The organism is Halopseudomonas aestusnigri (assembly GCF_002197985.1).
Taxonomy (GTDB): Bacteria; Pseudomonadota; Gammaproteobacteria; order Pseudomonadales; family Pseudomonadaceae; genus Halopseudomonas; species Halopseudomonas aestusnigri.
In genome coordinates this window covers 52385-70210 of record NZ_NBYK01000016.1, presented here as the reverse complement: position 1 = coordinate 70210, position 17826 = coordinate 52385, and the positions used below count along the sequence as shown (strand labels likewise).

The following is a 17826-nucleotide window of genomic DNA, read 5'->3' as shown; positions in this document are numbered from 1 at the left end:
GATGTCGTGGCCCTACAAAATGACGAAATATGAAACACCGCGGCGATACAGTGTAGGGGCGCGGCATGCCGCGCCCGCAGGCGTTGCGCTGTCGTTGACCGGGCGCTTACTGGCTGCTCGGCCACAGCCCCCTGATGGCGGCAATGCCCTGTGCGCCTGCATGGTGGGCGGTATTCAGCTCGGCCAGCGTCAGCCCACCCAGCAGGTAGGCGGGCAGGCGGCAGCGTGTCAGCAGGGCGTGAGCCTGCTCCCAGCCGAGGGGCAGAGCGTCGGGATGGGTTTGTGTGGGCAGAACCGGCGACAGCGTTACAAAATCCACTCCCAGGGCTTCCGCCATCTGCAGCTCCTCTGCGTTGTGGCAGGAGGCCGCTAACCAGCGGTGCTCTGACAGCGGACGAACTGGCGTCGGCTGTTGGGCAAGCTCGCGAAGCTGGGCAGCCGTGAGGTGCCAGCCGGCGCCTTCCATCACTGGCGCCTGATCACCCTTCAGCATAAATATGGCCTGGTCACCCCAGCGGGCCATCACCTGCTCGCATAGCGCCCGGTAGTGCGCGTCATCCAGCTGTGTCTGGCGCAGCTGGATCAGTCGCATGCCTGCCGCAACAGCTCGGCCAATCCTGTCCAACAGTTCGGGTTCGTCCATGTCTGGAGTTACCAGATAGCGGTCAGGCAACTGCGCGGCCGTGACGATCGGCTGATTGGCCGCCGGAAAGCTGAAGTCGTTCAGCTGTTGTTCGGTTACCCAGCGCACCGGCTGCCCTTCGGCGCCATGTGCGTCGCCGCTGAAGCTGCTGACTTCCCACACATCCAGACGAATCTGTTTGTCTGTGTAGTCATGCTGCAAATCGATCAGCGGGCGCGCGCTGATTACGGTAATCCCCAGTTCTTCCTTCAGCTCCCTGCGCAGCCCATCGAGGCGGGTCTCGTCTGCTTCCAGCTTGCCGCCGGGAAACTCCCATAACCCGCCCTGATGTGCGTTGTCCGGGCGCCTGGCGATCAAGATTCGGCGCTGGGGGTCACGAATGACCGCGGCCATGACGTGAATGCGGCGCATGCTCAGCGCTCCGGCAAGTCGTCGGAAAAGATATCCTGCTCGTCGTCCTGACGGCCTTCAATCACGTGCTCTTCGGCCGCCCAGGCGCCCAGATCAATCAGCCGGCAGCGATGGCTGCAGAAGGGCCGTTCAGGGAAGCTGTCGTCCCAGGTGACCGGTGCCTTGCAGGTGGGGCAGTTGACCGTCAGTGTCATGCTTGGGACTCCAGCAGTTTGAGATAGCGCTGGTGGAGCGCATCGACCTGGGCGTGCAGTGCCGCCAGGTCGCTGTCGTTGGTGAGGACGTCGTGGGCATGGCGCAGGCGCTCTTCCCGCTGGGCCTGCGCCTGCATGATGGCGCGCACCTGCGCCTCGGGCACTGCATCGCGCTGAACCGTACGCGCGAGCTGCATGGCTTCGGGCACATCGACCACGATGATGCGCTTGGTCAGGGTGTTCTGGCCTGATTCGACCAGCAGTGGTGAGACCAGCAGTGCGTAAGGCGAGCGGGCGGATTGCAGATCGGTCATGATCTCTTCGCGAATCAGCGGGTGCAGCAACTGCTCCAGCCACTGACGCTCCTGCGGTTCAGCGAATACCCGCTCGCGCAGCGCCGCACGATTCAGGTTGCCGTCATCCAGCAGGATGGCATCGCCAAAGCGGTCAACAATGTAGCTCAGGGCCGGCTTGCCCGGCTCAACCACAACACGGGACTTGAGGTCGGCGTCCACAACGTGGATGCCATGTTCGGCAGCAAAGCGATTGGCAGCAGCGGTCTTGCCACTGCCAATGCCGCCAGTCAGGCCTATGATCATCGGGTACGGATCCTCGGGATGGATGCCGGCTGCTGTCAGAAACCGGCGAACTGCAGATACTGGCTGGTGATTGTCTCACCCCAGATCAGCGCTATCCAGCCGGCAATGGCCAGATAGGGCCCGAAGGGCAGCGGTGTGCTATTGGCTGCACCACGTGTCTTGAGAATAATGATGCCGAGAATGGCACCCACCAGCGATGACAGCAGGATGGTCAGCGGCAGAATCTGCCAGCCACCCCAGGCGCCGAGCATGGCGAGCAGCTTGAAGTCGCCGTAGCCCATACCTTCCTTGCCGGTGATCAGCTTGAACAGCCAATACACCGACCACAGGCTGAGGTAGCCGGCAATGGCGCCCCACAAGGCGGTGTTCAGGTCGGTGTAAAGGCCGGCGCTGTTGGCGATCAGGCCCATCCACAGCAGCGGCAGCACAAGGTCATCGGGCAGTAGCTGGGTGTCGGCGTCGATCATGCTCAGGCTGATCAGGCCCCAGGTCAGCAGCAGCATGCCGCCGGCCGCCCAGCCAAAACCGTAGTGCCAGGCTACTACCATCGACAGCGCCGCCGTCAAAATTTCTACCAGCGGGTAGCGGGGGCTGATTGGCGCTTTGCATTGGCCACAGCGGCCACGCAGCAACAGATAGCTGATTACCGGCAGGTTCTGCCAGGCCTTTATTTCAGTCTTGCAGTGCGGGCAATGGGAGTGGGGCAGCAGCAGGTTGTAAGTGTCTGCGGCAGGGTGGGTCTTGTTGGGTTCGAGCAGCTCTAGCGCCTGTTGCTGCCACTCGCGCTCCATCATGCGCGGCAGACGGTGAATTACTACGTTGAGGAAGCTGCCAACGATCAGGCCCAGCAGCCCGGCGAGCAAAACAAAGGCCAGCGCGTGGCTGGCCAGATAGTCAAGGAGTGGCATGTGTCAGACAACGTTACCCAGCTGGAAGATCGGCAGGTACATGGCGACAATCAGGCCACCGACCAGGATACCCAGCACCGACATGATCATCGGTTCGAGCAGGGTGGTCAGGTTATCGACCTTGTTGTCGACCTCGGCCTCGTAGTAGTCGGCCACCTTCTCCAGCATGCCATCAAGGTTACCGGACTCTTCACCGATACCGGTCATCTGCGTTGCGAGCGACGGAAACACCTTGGTCGCGCGCATCGAGAAGTTGAGCTGGGAGCCAGCAGACACGTCTTCCTTGATTTTCATGACGGCGTTGTAGAACACCACGTTACCGGATGCCCCTGCGACCGAGTCCAGCGCATCCACAAGCGGCACACCGGCAGCGAAGGTGGTGGCCAGAGTGCGTGCATAACGTGCCACCGCAGCCTGATAGACAATGTCGCCGACGATAGGGGCCTTTAGCAGGGTGCGGTCCTCGAAATCGCGGAAGGGCTTCGAACGCACATGGGCCTGGGAATAAGCGTACCCGGTGCCAATAATCAGAATAAGCGCGACAAACCACCAAGACTGCAGCCACTCGGATAACCCGATAACAAACAGGGTAAAGGCTGGCAGCTCGGCGCCGAAGTTGGCGAATACTTCCTGAAAGCTGGGCACTACCTTGAGCAGCATGATTGCGGTCACGATCACCGCAACCACAATCACCGCGATAGGGTAGGTCATGGCTTTCTTGATCTTGGCCTTGAGCGCCTCGGTCTTTTCCTTGTAGGTCGCGATGCGATCGAGCAGCGACTCCAGTCGGCCAGATTGTTCGCCCGACTCAACCAGGTTGCAAAACAGATCGTCAAAATACTTGGGGTGCTGGCGCAGGGAGTCTGCCAGCGTGTTACCGGCGGCGACGTCTGTCTTGATCTGCGTGACCAGTTTGCCAACGCTTGGGTTTTCTGCACCTTCGGCAATGATCTCAAACGCCTGGATGATGGGGACACCGGATTCCATCATGGTTGCCAGCTGGCGAGTGAAGAACGCAATATCCAGCGGCTTGATCGGTTTTGGTCGCTTGCCGAACAGGGCCGATTCACGCTTGATTTTGGTGACCAGAATGCCCTGCTTGCGCAGCTGGGTTTTAACCAGTGCTGCGTTCTCGCCCTGAAGCACGCCGTCGATTCGGGTGCCCTTGCGATCCTTGCCCTCCCACTTGAAGGGGTAGAGTTTTTCTTCCTTGGCCTTCCTGGCGGCGGGCTTCTTTCTCAGTGCGGCTTGTTGCGCCATGACTTAATCCTTGGTCACTCGGTTGACTTCCGCCAGGCTGGTCACACCTTCTTCCGCCTTCATCAGCGCGGACTGGCGCAAGTTTCGGAAACCCTCACTCTGGGCTACGTCGGAAATCTGAATGGAGTTGCCGTCTTCCATGATGATGCGCTGCATCGCCGGAGTGATCTTGACAACCTCATAGATACCAACACGACCTTTATAACCGTCTTTACAGTTTTCGCAACCCACAGGGCCGTAAATTGTTATGCCTGCATCAATTTTTTCCGGCGTGAAACCTTCTTCCAGCAGCACCTCGCGGGGCACATCCATCGGCACCTTGCAGGACTTGCACAGCCGCCTTGCCAAGCGCTGGGCGATGATCAGGTTGACCGAGGTGGCGATGTTGAACGAGGGCACACCCATGTTGCGCAGGCGAGTCAGCGTCTCGGCGGCGCTGTTGGTGTGCAGGGTGGACATCACCATGTGGCCAGTCTGTGCCGCCTTGATCGCGATTTCGGCGGTTTCCAGGTCGCGGATCTCGCCCACCATGATGATGTCCGGATCCTGACGCAGGAAGGCGCGCAGTGCCTGGGCAAAATCGAGACCTTGTTTCGGGTTCACGTTGACCTGGTTGATGCCCTCCAGGTTGATCTCGACTGGGTCCTCGGCAGTGGAGATGTTGCGCTCCATGGTATTGAGGATGTTCAGGCCGGTATACAGCGATACGGTTTTGCCCGAGCCAGTCGGGCCGGTAACCAGAATCATGCCCTGCGGCCTGGCAAGGGCCGCCATATACATCTGCTTCTGATCGTCCTCGTAACCCAGCGCGTCGATGCCCATCTTGGCGCTTTCCGAGTCGAGAATACGCAGCACCACCTTCTCACCCCACAGGGTTGGCAGTGTGTTGACCCGGAAGTCGATGGCCTTGTTCTTGGAAATCTTCAGCTTGATGCGCCCATCCTGAGGCTTGCGGCGCTCGGCCATATCCATGGACGACATGACTTTCAGGCGGGCAGCAATGCGCACGCCGAGTTGCACCGGGGGTTTGGCAACCTCGTGCAGCACGCCGTCGGTGCGGAAGCGCACGCGGTACATCTTTTCATAGGGTTCAAAGTGCAGGTCAGACGAGCCCATGCGCACGGCATCAAGCAGCATCTTGTTGACGAAGCGAACGATGGGCGCGTCGTCTGCGTCGCTGCCGCCGTCCGCCCGGTCCTCATCCTTGACGGTTTGTACGTCAAGGTCCTCTAGATCGGCATCACCAATATCACCAAGGCCACCGGTCGGGCTGTCGAGGTATTTTTCGATCGCGCTCAGCAGCTTGTCGTCTTCAACGATGACGGCATCGGTCATCAAGCCAGTGTGAAACTGGACGTCGCTGAGCGCTTGCTGATTGGTCGGGTCTGATATGCCGAGGTACAGGCGTGAGCCGCGCTTGAACAGCGGCATCACATTGTGCTGACGTACCAGCTTCTCGCTGACCAGCTCCTTGGGCTGAGCTTCTTTGTCCAGAGCGCTGAGGTCGAAGTAGGGGTAGCCGAACTCCTCGGCGCAGGTCATGGCCAGTGATCTTGCATCGGCCAGCTTTTTCTGTACCAGGTGCGTGATCAGCGGAATTTTGTCTTGGTTTGCCTGCTGGCATGCCTTGGCAGCCACGTCAGCCTCAATGAGGCCTTCTTGCACGATACGCCGTGCGAGCCCTGAAAGCGCGGGGGTTTCCATGTGGCGATAGTCCTGATCTGCAAAAACGTCAATGCAGCAGACTATAGTACAGACGCCGCCGGGATTGAACTGTCCGGGTGGGCCTGCTGTGCGTGGGTTATCAGTGGGTAGCAAGCGCCGGCAGCTCGGGTGTGACGAAAATTGTCACATTCTGTCGTGTGCTGTCTTGATGTGCTCGCCCAGACGCTTTTGTGCAGCGGTACACAGGCCGCAACACAGCGCTTTGCACATTGGTCTGGTTTTTGCTTACATCTATTCAGCCGCTCGGCTATTTCACTTAAAGGAGTAAACACATGAAAGCTCAAGTTCAAAAGGGTTTTACCCTTATCGAACTGATGATCGTGGTTGCGATCATCGGTATTCTGGCTGCCATCGCGCTGCCGGCGTATCAGGATTACACCAATCGCGCCAAGGCGTCTGAAATCGTACTGGCTGCTAGCTCTGCGCGTACTTGTGTGACTGAGATTGTTCAGTCTTCAGGCTTCTCCAGCTTGGACAGCTGCTCCACCGGTTTCGTCGCTACCCAATATGTTTCGTCATTGGAGGTTAATGGCACTAGCGGTCTGGTAACAGCGAAAGGGGCAGGTTTTGGTGAAGAAGTTACAGTATTCCTGAAGCCTTCTGACACAGGTCCTAATCGCATTGGTGAGTGGGTTTGCTCTGGCACTCCGACCAAGTGGATGCCGGGCTCCTGCCGCGGTTGATACTTGTGTGACCAAAAACCCCGGCGTTTCCTGCCGGGGTTTTTTGTTTTCAGTTAGTACTAATAAGGATATTTTTGCCGGTGAGAATCTCGATCAGGCTGGTGTTGGCGCTGCTGTGCGCCGTTGCCGTGTTTTTACTGTATCTGCCGGCTACCTCCGGTGCGCTTTATTATGATGATTACTCCAACCTGCGTGGGTTGGATCAGATAACAGATTGGCATTCGGCTTGGCAGTTTGTCTCTGGCGGGCAAGCCGGTCCTTTGGGCAGGCCACTGGCGTTATTGAGCTTTTTACCCTTCAGCGCCGGTTGGCCGGAGAACGCGCAAGCGATTTTGGCGGCTAACGTTCTCCTGCATTGCGGCAACTTCATTCTCCTGCTGACTCTCGGGCATTCCATACTTGCACGGTGCCCTTCAGTGGACGCCGATCTACGGTTCAGGATTGCGCTAGGAGCAGCGATGCTCTGGGCCGTGATGCCGTTGCTGGCATCTACCTCACTTATTGCGATTCAGCGCATGACCGGACTTGCCTCCTTTTTTGGTCTGTTGGGCCTTATCGGCTTTGTGCGTGGTTATGCCTTGGCTGAGCAGCGCCCTTTGTTGGGTTACGTCTGGCAGATGGCGGCGCTGGGTGCTGGGACCCTGCTTTCGATTTTTTCCAAAGAAAGCGGTGCTCTATTCCCAGTGTTTGCGCTTATTATCGATTTCCTCCTACGTCCCGCAGTTGGGGGTGGGTATTCAGGCAAGGTGGCGCTGTTGCGTCGCGTGACGTTACTTTTGCCCCTGGTATTTGTGATTTTTTATATCTCGCCACTGCGAATGGACTGGTTCCGCTTTGACGAATACCGGGGGCTAACACCCTTTGACCGGTTCATGACTGAGCAGGTGGTGTTGTGGGAGTACCTGCTGCGTGCCTTTTTGCCGCAGTCGCCTACCGCCTTCGGTCCGTTCCACGATTACTACCCGGCCAAGCCTGTTGGCCTGCAAACGATTACTGCAGCGTTAGGCTGGTTGCTTCTGCTGGGCCTCGCCTTTGCCTGGCGCCATCGATACAAATGGTTCGCTCTGGCTGTTTTCTGGTTTCTTGCTGGGCACCTGATTGAGTCCACCAGTATTTTGCTGGAGCTGTATTTCGAGCACCGCAATTACATTGCCGTTTATGGCATTTGCCTCTTTCTTAGTGTCGGGGCTTTTACGGCCAAGGGGCGTTTGGCGGGGGTCGCGCCCTATTTGCTGGGTGGTTACATCGTCCTGTTGTCGACAGTTCTGTTTGCCATGACTGTGCTCTGGGGGCAGCCGGGTAAGGCTGCAGAAAGCTGGAATGCTCGCCATCCAGGTTCCGCACGTGCCGCTTTACATGCGGTGTTTGTGGAGATGAATAGCGACTTCAAAGGGCTTGAAGAGTCGAACAACGAGTATATAAGTCGCGAGCGTCAGGCCTTCGCGATGAAAGTGCTAGACAGGACAAAGACCGCCTGCCCGGATTGCCTGGACGTACGAGTGCAGGCGCTTATGTACTCATGCTCATTGACTCCCCCTGAGGATACGCGAGCACGGATGGCGGAAGCCCTAGACGTCGCGCGTCTAGGGAGAATCAACGTAGCTGTTGTCGATCAGTTGTTCAATCTGCAGGAACTGATCAAGTCAAACGCGTGTGCTCCGTTGAGTTACTCCGATTTGCTGGCGCTTATCGACGGTATGCGTGATAGCAGCAAAATGAATGTGCAAGTGTACGGTGCAAAAATCTATTTTGTCCGAGCTATTGCTGCGCAGGAGTTGGGTGACGTTCAGGAGGTTTGGGCCTCGCTGGCGGCGGCTGAAAATATTGCCCCCGAGGCGCTGCCGGTGCTGCAGTACCAAGTCTATTATGCGCTCGAGCTGGGTGACGTCGAGCGCGCTGCTCAGGCTTTGGCGCGCCGAGAGCTGCTTCCAGACGTCATTAGGCAGCTGCCCGAAGAGCAGATATCTGCGATGCGCGAAGCGGTCGCCACCGCGATGAAGGAGAGTCAGCCGTGAAAGTCAGTGTGGTCATGCCAGCCAAGAACGAGGCAGCGACAGTTGCAATCGTGGTCAGTGCCATCAGGGCGCTCTATCCAGACGTTGAAGTCATCGTGGTGGACGATGGGTCCACCGACCGCACTGCAGCGTTGGCTAGCGAAGCGGGAGCCAAGGTTGTGTCGCATCCTTATAGCAAGGGGAATGGTGCGGCAATCAAGTCAGGCGCCCGTGCTGCTGCCGGTGAGGTGATCGTGTTTATGGATGCTGACGGCCAGCATGCCCCGGCAGATATTGAGCGCCTGCTTGCTCGCATTGGCGAGGGATACGACCTTGTTGTAGGTGCCCGCCAACAAGGCTCCCAGGCTAGTGTTGGGCGTGGGTTGGCAAACGGTTTCTATAATCGGCTAGCGACTTATATGACAGGCCATAAGGTAGAAGATCTGACATCGGGATTTCGTGCGGTTAGCGCCGATAAGTTTCGAGAGTTTCTCTACCTTCTACCTAATGGGTTTTCCTATCCTACGACTTCCACTATGGCGTTCTTCCGGGCCGGTTATTCAGTTGCATATGAGCCAATTCATGCGGCATCGCGTGTAGGGAAAAGCCATATAAAACCTCTGAAGGACGGTGTGCGATTTTTGTTGATTATCTTCAAGGTTGGTACCTTGTATTCACCTTTGAAATTGTTTGCGCCGGTGTCTGTGTTGGCGTTTTTCATCGCTACACTCTGGTATGGCTACACTCTGGTTATGGAAGGACGGTTCACGAATATGAGTGCACTTCTTTACACTGGTAGCGTGATGGTCTTTTTGATGGGGCTCATTTCGGAGCAGATTACTGCGTTAATGTATAAAGATAAGGCGTAAATAGTTATTAGGTTGTACACATAAGTGTTTTCAGGGCAGTCGCCGAAAATCTCCCGATATTTCGGTTATAGTTTAAGAGGTTTTTTTGAAAGCTTTGATTCTGCGCTCAGCGCTTGGTACAACCATCATATTAGGATTGCGCTTAGTAGTGCAGGCGTCATCCCTTCTGATGTTGGCAAGTATGCTTGGGCCTGAGCAGTTTGGAATTTATGCCGGGGCAGCGGCCTTAGCATTGTTGCTCGGGGCGCTGTCAACATTCGGGACACAATTTGTTCTGCTTTCAGAGGTGGCCAAAGACTATAGCCGCCGACAGAGCGTTCTTGCCTATGCCGTACCCTCTACTTTGATTCTTGGTGGAGGGTTGTTTGTTCTTTTTAGCTTGGTTGTGCATTGGTGGTTGCCGGTGGACGGCTATTCCTACTTGGCAGTTATTTATTTGGGGTTGGCTGAAGTGGTGCTGCTCCCTTTGATTCTATTTCCCGCTATGGAATTACTTGCTTCAGGCAAGGTTGTCAGATCGCAGTTGTTAACATTGATGCCGTTAGGGTTGCGGATGTTTGCTGTGTTGGCTTTGCTTTTTAGTGAAGTAGGTTCGTCTTTGTATGCTGTTTGTTTGGTATATTTAATTATGTCAGTCGCATGTTTTTTTATTGTTTTCTTTTTATTTCCAAATGCTTGGTTAGGGTTGAAATATTGGCGTATCGCTAGTTTTTTAGAATTGAAGATGAGCTCGAGTTACGCGCTGACTTCGTTAGCGGCTGTTGGTCCAGGTGAAATGGATAAAGTCCTTGCATTGAAGTTGTTGCCGTTGGATCTGAGCGGCCTCTACTCTGCTGCATCAAGAATTGTCGGGGCGGCCACTTTGCCAGCTATAGCACTGGTGCTTTCCGTTCTGCCGCGGTTGATAAGGGGGGAGGGGCGGGAAGCCTCGATGAAAATGAGCCTTGTTAATTGGCTTCTTTGCGTAGCACTTATTTTTAGCGTCATGCTTGCAGGGTTTTTTGTAATTGTGTCCTCGTTCGTGGAGTGGGCTTTTGGTGAGGCTTACGGAGGGTTGTCAGACATGCTTGTGTGGTTGTGTCTTGCTATTCCAGGGCTTTCCTTAAGAAAGGTTGCCGGAAATATATTGATAGCTAATGGTAATCCCCTTGCAAGGGTTTGTTTCGAGTTGGTGGGTGTTGTGCTTTTGGTTTTATTTTCTTTTTTTCTTGTGTCGACTCTCGGAAGTGGTGCTTTTGTGTTTTCGGTTTTTTTGTCTGAGTCTTTGATGGCTTTGGGTATGGTTTTTTATGTAAAGAGTTATTCTTTTTATCGTGATTTATGATGTTTTATTTTAAAGGGTGTGTTTTATGAGTAGGCGTACAGAAATGCTAGGTTATCATCCGAAAGTTGATGAAGATGTCTCTCCTAGGGCGCGTGCTCAGAGGGATATGCAGTCTCGCTTGAATTTGCTGTTAAGCGAGGTTGATTTTAAAGATAAAGTGGTGCTCGATTTGGGTTGTTCAGGTGGGTATTTCTCGCTCTCTTTAGCAAAGTACGCTAAGAAGGTTATCGCGGTTGATGGGGATGAGGAGATTATTAAGCGTAATGTAATGGAGGCTGCTAGGCTGGGTATTAATAATGTTGAGTTTGTTTGCGCTGAAATAACTCCGGATTTGGTTAACTCCGTTCAGAAAGTTGATGTTGCTGTATTTATGTCAGTTCTTCATCATATGATGGGGGCATCCGGTATCTACGACTGGTGTGTGCCGAGTGGGCAGAAGAATATTAGCTTGCTTCTTGGTGCTATTCGTAATAATGCTGAAACTTTTGTTTTTGAAATGGGGGAGTCTGTTTCTCAGAAAGAAAATTGGGAGATTCTTTTGAAGAAAGTGGTGCCAAACCTTGACGACTGGATAGTGAGTGAGGTTTTCGGTGCGAGCTTTTCTGTGGTGAAGAGACTTCCGGGCGTGGCTTACAAACGATGGCCATTTTCGCGTTTTAATAGCTTAGGTGGGTGGGCGCAAAAAACGAAAATAGGTCGTGTTTTTTGCCATCAAACCGGTATCGATAGAAGAGACTTTAGGACAATATATGTAGGTGTGCGTTGAGATGAAGGGCAGGATATTGAATGCTGAGCTCTCTGTAAGGCTGCGTGCTTTTTTGAGCAGGGCTGGTTTCAATGTGCGGCTTTCGGCTAATGCCCGTCCTTTGGATTTGACGGCGGTTGATAAGTGTAATCCAATATCTGCTTTATACGAAGCCAATGGGCGTTCTGCGCTTGTTCGTTTTCCGTTGGATAGTTGTATTTTCTTCTCACATCTTGCTTTTCCTTGTATTAAGGGTGGGCCCTCTCCACAAATTAAGACTTTGCTCGACTATGCTGCGGGGCGCTGTAATCGGTGGGATAATTCTGATCTGGTTTCCTTCTATCAGCGTTTCAGACCGTTAAATGCTGCTCAATTGATGGGTTTGGATAATCCCTCCAATTCAGAACTTCTTTCTATGCCGGCAGGATGTGCCTTTTTGCCTTGGGAATCTAAGTCTCCAAAAGAGTTGCTTGAGTTAGAGAAAAAAAGCGCTGTGAATGAAGCGCGACAGTTCGGACGCTCAGCAGACGTACTCGGGAGTCAATTTTATGGTCCTAATGCCGAGGAAAAAATACGTCTTGAGTATGACAGACTTGTTGCTGCGTATGAGTCGCTGAGACGTTACGGACACAACCTGGATTTTGAGGGGTTTGGGAATATTCAAGCGCTTATTATCGGATTACAAGGCTGTTACAAGGCGTTTATTTTAGTTGGGCATCATCGTATGGCCGCTCTTTCGGCTTTGGGGAGCGAGGATGTTGTGCTGCAGATTGGAGGAGTTAGTTTCGGTGGATATGCTGGGATTGAGCATGCTGAGCATTTCCCTGCGGTTCAGCGGGGTTTGATTTCAAAAAGGGAGGCTGAAACTATTTTTGAACGTATTTATCATGCAGAACAGCCGAGGCTTTATTAAATATTACTTGATTTTTATGTTCATTTTGTGTGATATGTTTTTGTCGTTGAGAAGAGTTTGATTTTGCTTGGGTTTTCCTTTTTCGGAGAGTGAATTTACGTGTCAGAGTTTTCGGTTTTTTTTGTTCTTTCACGCTTTGAGTTAGGTGGTCTCGAACGTGTGCATTTGAACATTTTGCCAAAGCTTATCGATGTAGGGGTTCAGGCTCAGATTGTGACTAGCTATATTCACAGCAATGCAGAATCGATGCTAGAAAAGGATACCCCGGTTCGTGTTTTAGGCGGTGGGCGATTTTCTTTTTTTTTTAGGTTGTTTTGTGTTCTTCGGGCTCAACAGGCGAATTTTATTTTCACTAGCGCTAATGATATTGGCTGTTTCGTCTTGTTGTTTCGCAGGTTTTTTTGGCCACACTCTAAAATTATCTGGTCTCAGCATCTTTCCATTTCTGGTCCCTTGAATGCGTCGCGGGGATTTAAGCGATTTCATCTCCTGTTCGAGCGATGGCTGATGCGTCGTCTTCTTTTGAAAGCGGATGCCGTAATTGCGGTGTCCAGAGCCGTGGCTGATGATATCAGCCGTTCTGTTGTTGCTCATCCCAAGCTTAAGGTCATTCTTAACCCGGTTGTCTCCGATGGGTTTACTGAACGCTGTAGCGTCGACGTTGAGTGGCCTTGGCCGGATTACTCTGTACCTACGGTGATCTTTGTTGGACGTTTGGCGCCAGTTAAACGGGTTGATTTGCTGATAGAGGCATTTTCCAAAGTTAAAAGTTCAATGGATGCGCGTTTGCTTATACTGGGCGACGGTCCGGAGGCGGGTAAGCTGAAACGCCTGGCTGGTAAACATGACCTGAGCAAAGTCTGCTCCTTTGTTGGTCATCAGGATGACGCGTTGCCCTGGATCCAGCGATCAGATCTGTTGGTGTTGTGCTCCGTGTCCGAAGGTTTTGGTTTGGTATTGGTTGAGGCTATGGCGTGTGGGGTGCAGGTGGTATCAACTGATTGTCCCGATGGCCCATCCGAGGTTCTTGCCGGGGGGCGCTTCGGTCGCTTGGTACCTACAAACGATATTTGCTCGTTGGCTCAAGCTATAGAGCAAAGTCTGATCGCGCCATTAGTGGATAGGGCGAAATTGCAGGAGCGTGCTGCCGACTTCAGTGTGGATCGGGCGGTTTCGCAGTACCTTGAGGTGCTGGAAACGGTGGCGAGGCAGTGACGTGAATATTCTGTTCGTTTGCAAGCGTTATTACACCGCGAAGGACGTTATTCGTGACCAATTCGGTCGCTTGTACGAGATCCCCAGACAGCTTTCAGCGCTAGGACATCAGGTAACAGTTCTCTGTCTTGATTATCGTGGCAAGGACCCTGTGGCGAGCGCTGGTCAGCAGTTGGGCGGGAATGGCGTGCGGTGGCTCGTTGTGTCCTTGCGCGATGTATTGCGTATGAGGTTTCGGGCTATAAATAAGCAGCTGAAAGGTCTTGCGCCGGATGTTGTGGTTGGCTCATCGGATATCCCCTGCCTATGGTTGTCGCGACTGCTTGCCCGTCGTGAAAGAGTGCCGTATATCGTTGATCTTTATGATAATTACCAGAGCTTTGGTCAGGCACGTATTCCCGGGTTTCGCCACGCCTTGAGACTAAGTATCAGAGACGCACGTGGTGTAATCGCCGTCAGTGGGCCGTTGAAAGAAAAGGTTGTGAGGGATTTTGCACCCAAGGCCCCTGTGGTGGTCCTGAACAACGGTATATCGAGGTCTGTTTTTTGTGAGGGAGACCGTCTGAAGGCGCGAAATGCGCTTGGATTGCCTTTGGAGGCTCACCTGATCGGGACCGCGGGCAACCTTTCAGCCATGAAGGGGCTCGATACGGTGTATGCAGCTTGGCCCGCCTTGGAGTCCGTTGCTGATGATTTATATTTGGTGCTTGCAGGGAAAGTCGATCCTGAGCTACCGGTCCCATCGAGCGCGCGAGTGATTTATCTTGGCGAACTCGCAGAGCATCAGGTTGCGGAGTTGTTCAGGGCTTTAGATCTTGGGATCATCCCTGCGCATGACTCAGAGTTCGGACGCTATTGCTTTCCCCAAAAGTTGTTTGAAATGGTGGGGTGTGGTTTGCCTGTGGTTGCGGCCAGAGTGGGCGCGATTGCCGAGACGCTGCAGGCCTTTCCCCAGCTTCTCTTTACTCCGGGGGACGCGGATAGCCTGCGTTTGGCTGTGACGTCCCAATTAGCGAGGGCGCATCATGTTCCTGTCGCAGTTGATGAATGGCCTGACCTTGTGAAACGCATTGATCAACTGATTTCGCAAGTGGTGTAGCCAGGGTCCATTGACTAATTCAGGCTCAGGCCTCGTTCAAGGACAGGAGTGTTTGTTCCCCTACCTGTCGGTTTTTAATGACCTGTGGACGCCCGCCCCGAAATGTCCCCAGGCAAAACCGGCTGCAAAGTCGACAATCGCTTGGCGGTGCTGGTCCTGCTGCAAAAGCTGCACGGTGTGTTGTGTTAATTCGTCATAACATAAGCTCTCGGCTAAAAGACCAGACTCTCCGGGCTGCACCGCATCAGTGATCCCTCCCGTAGCGAACGCGGCCGTCGGCAACCCATGCGCAGCAGCCTCAATCGCGACCATCCCAAAGCCCTCAGGGTCATCCGGAATGTGGCGCACCGGGAACACATGCACGTCAGCTGCTTCATAGGCCGTGGCCAGTTCAGTTGGGTCGGTGATGACGCCCAGGAAAAGGATGTTTGCACCGACACCAGCCTTTGCTGCAGCCGCCTGAATGCTTTCGACGGTCTGAATGCCTGCGCCGAGTGAGTTTCTGGGCGCTTCTCCGACCACCACAAGCATTGCATCAGGTTCTGCGTTTACAACTGCAGGCAGGCTCAGTTCAACAAATTCGCGCAGACCTTTTCTGGTAGTAAGGCGGCCAACCGAGAGCAGGATTTTCTTTCCCGTCAGGCTGTGCTTTTCCCTGAACTCGGCGATGCGTTCGGTGGGCTGCGGGGCTTGAGGAAGGCTGACGCCCGGGAACACGATACTCAGTTGTGCCTCGTTCACGCCTGCGTCCAGCGCTAGCTGCTTTGTGGGGGTGCTGTTGACGATGACATGATCCAGCCGCTTGAAGGTCGGTCGCCACAGTCTTCGATAGATAGCATGGGCCACGGTGATGTCGAAGCCGTGCAGGTAAGCGGCAGACTTGGCTCCGGCGAGCTTGCCAAGGATCCATGCTATTGGCGCGGTTAGCCCACTGCCGGCAAGAATGGTATCTGGCCGCCAGCGCAGGACAGTCCAAAGGCCTTTGACAAACGCGACTATCAGAAACAGCGGTAAGGGTTTAAGCGGCGCTTCGGCAATGTGTACGTTATCGGGCTTTTGAGCGGCCGAGCCGCTCGGCCCAATTACTCTCACATCCGCGTATTTGGACAGCTCATCCGCCATGTGCCAGTTCAGCCGCTCCATGCCGCCCACCAGAGGTGGGAGGTTGCGGGTGATGATGAGTATGCGGCGTCGTGGAGTATCCAAGTGTGCCTTCGCTCTGTATTTGTGTTGTACCGATAGGGTTATATGTCTGGCGCTATGGCATGCCCAGTGCGACTCTCATATTGTTCGCCAAACTTGCCGCAAAACTGGCGGTGAGGTGCTGGTTGTCTCTAAATACAATGGCTCCATCTAGTAGAGCTGCGCATCGTTTGCCGGGGCATACTGCGTCGTTCAGGTCTATCAAGGTTGCGCCGGGTAGTGAGTCCACGGCCAGTTTTAATCCTGTCATCGCAGTTGCTCTTTGCGGGTTATCGGCAGGCGAGGTGCAAGTATCTTGCGGTAACGTCCGGACTTGTTCTAGGCCTCCGTGTTCCTCAAGGCAGGTGATACCGTTGAAGGCAAGACCGTAAGTTGGAGCGATTATTGCTATTTGCTTCGCCGACGAGAGCTGGCCCTCAATAATCCGTATGGTTCCCTCTGCCCACTGTTCGGTGGTCAGATCATAGCTGCCCGCAGAGCCGATTAAAATTAGATCTGGTTGTAGTTTACTCAGGTATGCAGCGGCACCTTTCTTCCATTCGCTGCACTCAGTGTAAATACGCCCAATGCGTTGGTAAAAAATGGGCTGATCCACTATTGGGCATGAGGATTTTGTGATCACTTCCAGTCGCCATTCGCCGCTGTCCAGGTCAAGTGCCTGCTTGATTGCAGGAAACCACTGTAGCCCGATACTGTCCCCCCAAACTACAGCAACCTTGGGGGCTTCCTTTGAGCCAAAGTGGCAGGTTTTTACCTGTGCGGATGCATACCAGTCATCGCAGCCATAGCGATAGATTTCTGGAGCGTCTGAACGGGCTAAGGCAAGAACAGATGGGGCCTCGGCGGCGATTTGGTCTGTGGCGCTGTTGTGCCACTTTATGAGCTGCACATTGATCAGCACGATAACAACAAGGCTGGCGACGATTTGCCATTTGGGGCTGACTCTTGCGTTTTGGTATTGCCGAATGGGGTTCTCAACCAATCGGTACGATAGGTGTGCAAGAAGGAATGCGGTCAGTACCAGTGCTGCCTGGGAGTAGGCTGTCTTCTCTGTCATCAGGTGCTGGCCGACGACGAGCACAGGCCAATGCCACAGGTAGAGTGAATACGATATATCGCCAATGTATTTTAGTGGGCCGCGAGCTAATGGCGTTGTGGCCGTGCAGCTGGCGCCGGGTGATACCGCAAGCAGGCAGAGCGATGTTGCCAGGGTTGGAACAAGGCTGATCCAGTCTGGATAGCGTGTGCTTTCGCCGATTAACACTGCACTGACGAGAATGGCGGCAAGCCCTATGACAAGCTGTATCGTAGTGGCGACGGACGAGGGCGGTGCTGACCGTCTTGCCAGCAGCCAAGTGATTGCGCCGAAACCAAATTGCCAGATGCGTGCAGGCATTAGATAGAAAGCTTGGACCGGGTTGCTGTGGGCAAGCCACATGCATAAGGCCAGGCTTAGCAGGCTTATGGCCAGCAGTAACGGCAGGCGGTACTTGCTCGCAAGGGTGCAGATCAGGATGACTATCAGGGGCCAAAGCAGATAGAACTGCTCTTCCACCCCGAGCGACCAGGTGTGGAGAAAGGCATTCGCCAGAGAAGTACTCTCGAAATAGTTCTGTTCGGCAAAAATGAAGTAAAAATTACTGACCCAGGCTGCGGCGCTTGCTGCGGCCGATGCTTGGGCGGGGTGTTCGGCGACGGGCGTTAAGGCAAATATTGCCGCTGCCGAGACGATCAGCATGAGCATCAATGCGGGCATCAGCCGTTTTAGTCGGCGGGCATAAAAGCGTGATAGTGATAGCTCTCCTTCCCTCTCAATTTCGGTGATCAGCAGGCCCGTTATCAGATAGCCGGAGATAACAAAAAAGACGTCTACTCCGATAAACCCGCCGTAAAGAAAGGGCACTCCGGCGTGTGCAGCCAGAACCAGAAGGATGGCTACAGCTCTGAGGCCCTGAATGCTTGGGTTATACGGCAGTTGCTTGATGTGCTGACTCAAGGTACGTCCTTGCAGGTTAGTTGGCTGCGCTTCAATTTTGCGTGG

16 protein-coding genes are annotated in these 17826 nt (G+C 54.1%); 8 read left to right on the top strand and 8 right to left on the bottom strand.

The annotated features are described in order from the left end of the window. Positions 1-106: 106 nt before the first annotated feature. From B7O88_RS16430 to pilB, 6 genes are read right to left on the bottom strand one after another with little or no spacing between them, the layout of a single operon-like run. Positions 107-1054, bottom strand: a complete 948-nt coding sequence (locus B7O88_RS16430) for a Nudix family hydrolase (protein ID WP_088277642.1) — start codon at positions 1052-1054, stop codon at positions 107-109. A 2-nt stretch (positions 1055-1056) separates the two neighbouring features. Next, positions 1057-1248 carry a DNA gyrase inhibitor YacG gene (gene yacG / locus B7O88_RS16425; protein WP_088277640.1) on the bottom strand — a complete coding sequence of 64 codons (192 nt, stop codon included), beginning with the start codon at positions 1246-1248 and terminating at the stop codon, positions 1057-1059. Beyond that, complete coding sequence (coaE, locus tag B7O88_RS16420) at positions 1245-1847, bottom strand: dephospho-CoA kinase (protein ID WP_088277638.1); 603 nt, start codon at positions 1845-1847, stop codon at positions 1245-1247. Before coaE ends, yacG begins: the two co-directional genes overlap by 4 nt. A gap of 35 nt (positions 1848-1882) precedes the next feature. Next, positions 1883-2755 (bottom strand): prepilin peptidase, encoded by an 873-nt coding sequence (locus tag B7O88_RS16415; protein WP_088277636.1) that lies wholly within the window; start codon positions 2753-2755, stop codon positions 1883-1885. A gap of 3 nt (positions 2756-2758) precedes the next feature. Further along, positions 2759-4015 carry a type II secretion system F family protein gene (locus tag B7O88_RS16410; protein WP_088277634.1) on the bottom strand — a complete coding sequence of 419 codons (1257 nt, stop codon included), beginning with the start codon at positions 4013-4015 and terminating at the stop codon, positions 2759-2761. A gap of 3 nt (positions 4016-4018) precedes the next feature. After that, entirely contained in the window at positions 4019-5719 is a 1701-nt protein-coding gene (pilB, locus tag B7O88_RS16405) for a type IV-A pilus assembly ATPase PilB (RefSeq protein WP_088277632.1), read from the bottom strand. Between the two features lie 293 nt (positions 5720-6012). Between pilB and B7O88_RS18245 the strand changes: the two genes are divergently transcribed. From B7O88_RS18245 to B7O88_RS16370, 8 genes are all read left to right on the top strand, one after another. Then, the gene (locus tag B7O88_RS18245; RefSeq protein WP_088277630.1) at positions 6013-6423 is read left to right on the top strand and encodes a pilin; all 411 of its coding nucleotides are present in this window, start codon (positions 6013-6015) and stop codon (positions 6421-6423) included. An 80-nt stretch (positions 6424-6503) separates the two neighbouring features. Further along, positions 6504-8438: a hypothetical protein gene (locus tag B7O88_RS16395; RefSeq protein ID WP_088277628.1), complete on the top strand. Its 1935-nt coding sequence runs from the start codon at positions 6504-6506 to the stop codon at positions 8436-8438. Further along, positions 8435-9286: a glycosyltransferase family 2 protein gene (locus tag B7O88_RS16390; RefSeq protein ID WP_235005818.1), complete on the top strand. Its 852-nt coding sequence runs from the start codon at positions 8435-8437 to the stop codon at positions 9284-9286. Before B7O88_RS16395 ends, B7O88_RS16390 begins: the two co-directional genes overlap by 4 nt. A gap of 85 nt (positions 9287-9371) precedes the next feature. Next, a complete protein-coding gene (locus B7O88_RS16385) occupies positions 9372-10610 on the top strand; it encodes an MATE family efflux transporter (RefSeq protein ID WP_140418598.1) in 1239 nt (412 codons plus the stop codon). Between the two features lie 25 nt (positions 10611-10635). Next, on the top strand, positions 10636-11376 hold the full coding sequence (locus B7O88_RS16380; protein ID WP_088277624.1) for a class I SAM-dependent methyltransferase: 741 nt from the start codon (positions 10636-10638) through the stop codon (positions 11374-11376). A gap of 1 nt (position 11377) precedes the next feature. Beyond that, complete coding sequence (locus tag B7O88_RS17855) at positions 11378-12268, top strand: hypothetical protein (protein ID WP_140418597.1); 891 nt, start codon at positions 11378-11380, stop codon at positions 12266-12268. Between the two features lie 99 nt (positions 12269-12367). Beyond that, positions 12368-13483: a glycosyltransferase gene (locus tag B7O88_RS16375; RefSeq protein ID WP_088277622.1), complete on the top strand. Its 1116-nt coding sequence runs from the start codon at positions 12368-12370 to the stop codon at positions 13481-13483. A 1-nt stretch (position 13484) separates the two neighbouring features. Continuing rightward, positions 13485-14582: a glycosyltransferase gene (locus B7O88_RS16370; protein WP_140418596.1), complete on the top strand. Its 1098-nt coding sequence runs from the start codon at positions 13485-13487 to the stop codon at positions 14580-14582. A 60-nt stretch (positions 14583-14642) separates the two neighbouring features. On the opposite strand, the gene B7O88_RS16365 is transcribed toward B7O88_RS16370, so the two are convergent. Then, a complete protein-coding gene (locus tag B7O88_RS16365; protein ID WP_088277618.1) occupies positions 14643-15725 on the bottom strand; it encodes a glycosyltransferase family 4 protein in 1083 nt (360 codons plus the stop codon). 115 nt (positions 15726-15840) lie between these two features. Continuing rightward, on the bottom strand, positions 15841-17781 hold the full coding sequence (locus tag B7O88_RS16360) for an acyltransferase family protein (RefSeq protein WP_160003206.1): 1941 nt from the start codon (positions 17779-17781) through the stop codon (positions 15841-15843). Positions 17782-17826: the final 45 nt, after the last annotated feature.